A 5837-nucleotide genomic window follows, 5' to 3' on the forward strand; every position below is an offset into this window, starting at 1 on the left:
ACAACAGCACTGCTTGCAGTGCTGTTGTATTTATTTACTCCAAAGCCTGATATTACCCAGCCCAATGCTTACTCAACGGCTTTTTACGATAGCAGTGATAAATTACTTCGTTTAAATTTAGCCGCAGACGATAGATATAGATTATGGACGCCAATAGATAAAATCCCTTTGAGCGTTCAACAAGCGACTTTATTGTATGAAGACCAAGACTTTTATGAGCATACTGGTGTCGATTTTATTGCTTTAATAAATGCGTTTTATACTAGCTATATTAAAAGAAGTCACCGAGTCGGTGCCTCAACAATAACTATGCAAGTAGCCCGGTTGCACTTTGGGATGAACACGCATGTTATTTTTGGAAAAGTAGAACAAATACTTCGAGCGTTACAAATTGAGCGACACTACAGTAAAAACCAAATACTCGAGGCGTATTTTAATTTAGCGCCTTATGGATCAAATATTGAAGGTGTTGGTGCAGCCAGTTTAATTTACTTTAAGAAACCAGCCATTGATCTTAATTTACCTGAGTCATTATTACTTAGCTTAATTCCGCAAAACCCAACCAAACGAAATCCCATTAAAAAGTCGGCTAAATTGGTATTGCTAGAAACAAGAAAAAAACTGTTTACTCGTTGGCTTGAAAAATATCCAGAGGATAAACATTGGCTAGCAGCTATGCAATTACCGATAAAGGTATATGCCTCTTCAGACTTACCTTTTGAAGCCCCACATTTTATTAATAATTTACAAAGCGAGTACCCGCACCTAAAGCCGGGAGAATATAAAACGTCGATAGACCTTAATTTACAAAACTTACTTCAGCGCCATGCAAAAAATTATATTAATCGTAGGCAAAGAGACGGGCTTAGTAATACGTCTGCTATTTTACTAAATTATAAAACTATGGAAGTCGTTGCAGAATTAGGCTCTGTGGATTTTTTTAATAATGACATTAGCGGTCAAGTAAATGGTGTAAGAGCTAAACGGTCGCCAGGTTCAACCCTTAAACCATTTATTTATGCGCTTGCTATAGACGAAGGGTTAATTCATCCATTAACGCTTGTAAAAGATGCCCCCAAACGCTTTGGAGGATATACACCAGAGAACTACGATCAACAGTTTTTAGGCCCTATATCAGCTACTGAATCGCTCGTGTTGAGCCGTAATGTGCCTGCCGTTAATTTGATGTATCGCTTACAAAAAGTGGGGTTATACGATTTACTCGTTGCTGCCGATGTTAAAAAGCTTCAGCCTAAAGAGTTTTATGGTTTAGCGCTTGCGCTGGGCGGCAGTGAAGTAACGATGCTAGAGCTCGTTAAGTTATACGCCATGTTAGCTAATTTAGGGGTGTATAAGGATGAAGTTATATTAAAAAAAGACGCCGCTGTTATTAACCAAAACAACCCAAACAGCCCAAACAACCCAAACAAACATATCAAGCAACTCATCAGCCCAGAGGCAGCCTACCTGACTTTACAAATGCTAAGTAAAAATAGTGCAGTTGATGAGATCTCATTTCAAAAAGAAAGAAGGCAATCATATCCTGTATATTGGAAAACCGGTACTTCATTTGCTTTTCGTGATGCATGGTCAGTAGGTATTGTTGGCCCGTATGTTTTAGCTACATGGGTTGGTAATTTTTCAGGAGAAGGGCACCCATCTTTTATTGGGCGACAAGCAGCCGCGCCTTTATTTTTTGAAATAATACGTTCATTAGATAGTTACGGCTTAATCAAAGGCAATATAAAACCAGGTGGTTTAAATATTACAGAAGTAGATATTTGTTCAACAACAGGTGATTTACCTAATGTGCATTGCCCTAAAACAGAAAAAGGGCTTTTTATCCCAGGTAAGTCGCCAATTAAAGTGTCCGATATACATCGTGAAATTTATATTGATAAAGCGTCGGGATTACGTGCTTGTCAGTATGATGAATTTACAACGACAAAAGCAGTTTATGAATTTTGGCCATCTGACTTAGTCAGATTATTTAAACAAGCAGGCATTGTTAAACGCCAACCTCCACCTTATTTAGATTCATGCTTAATTAATGATACGAGTACACAAGGCTCAGCACCGACTATTACATCCCCGAGTAATTTAATTAGCTACACGATAAGAGCCAGTAAATTAAAGCAAGAAAGCCTGCCTTTTAGTGCAACCACAGATACAGACTCACGAATTTTATACTGGTTTGTAGATAACAGCTTTGTTGGTAAAGTAGAGCGAGATACGCCTTTTTTCTGGCACCCGCAAGTAGGCGAATTTGACGTAAGAGTGGTTGATAATTTAGGGCGTAGCGCATCAGTTTCAATGCGTGTAAAGCTCGTTCAGTGATATTGAGTGTTCATGCATTTAATGTAATAAATAAAGGGTAGTTTTTTATAACTGTAATTTATATAAACGAGAGCGATTTACTCTTTCTTACCTACATGGATGTGGATGATGGTAAGGGACGCGGAGCTTTTGCTCGGTAGCCCACTAGATTACAAATCTCGGGCCGCGATTAAATCGGCTCCTAGATTGAAAAAATTTCAATCTACAAAGATCAACACGCCCTTATGACTTCATAGCCGCTAGTTTATATAGCGGAGTATCAAAATGACTTCGAAAGTACGTTACTTAATATTATGTTTTACTGCTTTAACTGCTGCGGCGCTATCTTGTGCTTTTAGTGCTTCTAAAATAGCGCGGTGCTCGTTTACACATTCAGAACTTGAAGTAATTCGCTTATAGTTTAAGCGCATACGCATTACGTACGGGTACCAAATATTAACAAGTTCTTCGCCACCAGCTTGGTATATTAAATACTGATGAAACGAAATATCAATTTTAGTTACTTCGGTATAATCTTCTCTATCGAGCGCGTCTTCTAAAGATGCTAAAATGCCTTCTAGTTCAGCAATGTTTTGATCAGTTAAATTACCGTTTAATTCAGTGATTGCGTACTCTTCAATACTACGGCGAAGTTTTATCATTAAGCGTTGTAATTTAGGCTCTAAAACACTATTTACAGACGCACCACAGTTATTGCGAGAAATAAGTAAACCTTCTTTTGTAAGCTGTAATATTACATCGCGAATAGGGCCGCGAGAAAGACCAAATCGCTCTGCCAGCTCTTTTTCATTTAACTTAGTTTGTGGTGGCATTTCACCAGAGATTATATCTGAGCGTAATTGCTCAGCTATTTGATCTTTTACAGATAAAATTTTAGTTGCTCTGTTACCAGCCATATTTATTCCTAAATTTGATTAACTTTATCTGACCCTAACATTAATTAATAAGCTTTGTTAATTTAGTCAAGATCATGTACTTATCTCAGTGTATATAAAAAAAGTGGAATGGTCTATTGTCAACACATTACAATAGACCAATAAATGTACAATTAATGGCTGTATTTACGATTATTTTTTAAAACGTCGTTCATACATAGACTCATTCATTGCTTTAGCTGCTTCAACCATTTCAGTATAGGGGCGATCTGTAACGCTAATAAAGCCAACATTATAGTTTTCGCCATCGTAGGCTCTACCAGTAATTGGCGAGTCGATATATTGAAACCAATGTGCGCCAATAAAGTAAGGGTTGTCGATGACTGAGTTCATGTAATCTGTATACATTTTTGCTCTGTCTTGCTGGTTAGCTGCATGTATTAACCCAGGGTGAAACAAACCCGAGTCAGATGCGCCAATATGAAATTCGCCAATAATTGCTGGTTTATCAAATTGTGATAAAAATGCCCATTTATCTTCTCTTAAGCCTTCTTTGTATGCATTAAAGCTTATTACATCTACATACTTAGCAGATGCTTTAACCACTTCGATTGGCATGCCCCAATCCGGAAAACGTGCACCTAAATACATATGATTTGGCAGGTATTTATCCATAGCAGCATCTACAACACTAAAATACTTGTCGGCATAGGCTGTAAGTAAAATAGCAAAATCACTCAGTTGTTCTTCATTTTTTATATCAACCGTTACACCTTTGTCAAACTCAACCCATGAGGCTAAGTTTAAGTGCCATACCTTATTAAGTTTAGCGACATCAGTATATTTTTCTTTCATTAAGCGAGAAAATTCAGCTTTAGTAGGCACTGTTTTAGCATCACGGCCTAAGGTATTAATAACAATACCATAATGGCTTTTAATGGAATCAGGGCGGCCAAAGCTTTTTTCGTTATCAATAAATACGCCTACTGCCCAAGGCGAATTTTTAACTTCTTTTGCAACAACACTAACGGTTTCGTTAGCACGCACTGTAAATTCAGGGTCGAATACATCCGGCATGGCTCCCCAAAAATCGCTTCCGCTTGATACGGTTTTAAAATCACCTATAATCCAACCATTGGCAAAGTAGGGCACTTTTTGATTATCGTAATAACTCGGATCAGTCCAATTACCCAGTGAGCTAAAGCCCCATGTGATCATTCTATCAAGAGTCACTTCTCGCCATTTTTGCATGTAATCTGCATTATTTTGACCATATTTACGTTCTAAATTAGCTGCGTAAAAGCTATATGTTTCGCCGTGTTCTAACGGACCCGAATGCGCACTTTTACGATAGCCAAAATGTTTACCTAGAGGCTCATTATAATCAGGTAGCCATTCAAATAAATTTTTACGCACTTGTGACGCTACAAAGCGGCTTTTAAGCGCTTCTTTATTTACTTGGTTTAACCCTTTTGAATCCTCAGGTGTTACACCTGCATTAGCTGGTTTAGCCAACAACGCTTGATCAAAATCGTAACCAGTTAGTGTTGTTGAGTTTGCAAGACGAATAATATCAATTCCAGTTGCAAGGTATAAATAGCCATCAGGGTCGACTAATGACCATTTATCATTATATTTAGCCGTTCTAAAATAACCAGTAGCTTCTAATTTTGGACCTTCTGCCCAGCCACCAAAGCGTGAGCGATTAGTAGGGCGTTTAGAAAGTAACTGTGCTGCTTCTTGTTTTTTGTCGCTCAATAGCTCGGCTTCTGAATGTACCTTCCCTGAAAATTCTTGTTTGGCATTTTGGCCAAATTCATCAACAATTTTGGTTAAAAAAGCAGTATTAAATTGAGGGTTTTTACGAAGTGAAATAGATTTTATTGCCAGCTCTTTGTCGTGCAGATTACTTTGCACGCTAATGGATATTTTATTTATACCTTTTAAATTAAGATTTTTTTTACCCCACATAGAAATAAACTGTACCTCATCAGACTCCCACGTATCGGGGTTTGAACGAAGTCCTGAGGTAAAGTTTAGTTCTACATTTTCCTCGCCATCAGGGGTTGCAAGGTCATGCCCATCAAGCTTTGCGTAATACGTGTTGTATCCACCTACCGGTACATTAACGCTACGCGTATAGTTAGCACCGTCAATATCGGAGATATCTAAATAGATTTGTACAGAGTGTGTTCCTGGGTTTGCCAATTCAAAGGCAAGATTAAAATCACTAAATTCACTCCAATCCCAAGGTTTTTCCGGTGAAAAAACAATACTAGCGTACGAATTTTTCTTAGATTGAAATGTCACATCTAATACAGAGTTTTCTGCCTTTACAGTGGCTGCATTACTTTTGTATTGAACTGGGGTTAGCTGTGTGTGTGCAGCATCAGCAAATAAATACATTAATGTATCTGCTGAATTAACCTCTGTAGGCTCATTGGTTGGTTTTTCAACCTTGATTTCTTGTTGGTTACAGGCACTTAGCGCAAGTAAGAGCGATGTGAGTAGTATGTTCTTTTTATATTTCATTGCTGTTCAACCTTTAATTACAATTTAACATACCATACAACAAAAAAACCAAATTGAATATTGTTGACAATATTCAATTTTTGTTTTTATGTG

At 37.6% G+C, this 5837-nt stretch carries 3 protein-coding genes; 1 reads left to right on the forward strand and 2 read right to left on the reverse strand.

Features of this window, described 5'->3' with window-relative positions:
- Window positions 1-2337 (forward strand): penicillin-binding protein 1C (gene pbpC / locus GQR46_RS15090; protein ID WP_165741356.1); only part of this gene is annotated, 2337 nt, incomplete at its 5' end.
- 281 nt (window positions 2338-2618) lie between these two features.
- Here the strand turns inward: pbpC and GQR46_RS15095 are convergent.
- Both GQR46_RS15095 and GQR46_RS15100 read right to left on the reverse strand, forming a co-directional pair.
- Window positions 2619-3233, reverse strand: coding sequence for a GntR family transcriptional regulator (locus GQR46_RS15095; protein ID WP_149605600.1), 615 nt, complete (start codon window positions 3231-3233; stop codon window positions 2619-2621).
- 171 nt (window positions 3234-3404) lie between these two features.
- Entirely contained in the window at window positions 3405-5744 is a 2340-nt protein-coding gene (locus GQR46_RS15100; protein ID WP_165741357.1) for an agarase, read from the reverse strand.
- Between the last annotated feature and the right edge of the window lie 93 nt (window positions 5745-5837).

The organism is Pseudoalteromonas sp. Z1A6 (genome assembly GCF_011378745.1).
GTDB lineage: Bacteria > Pseudomonadota > Gammaproteobacteria > Enterobacterales > Alteromonadaceae > Pseudoalteromonas > Pseudoalteromonas arctica.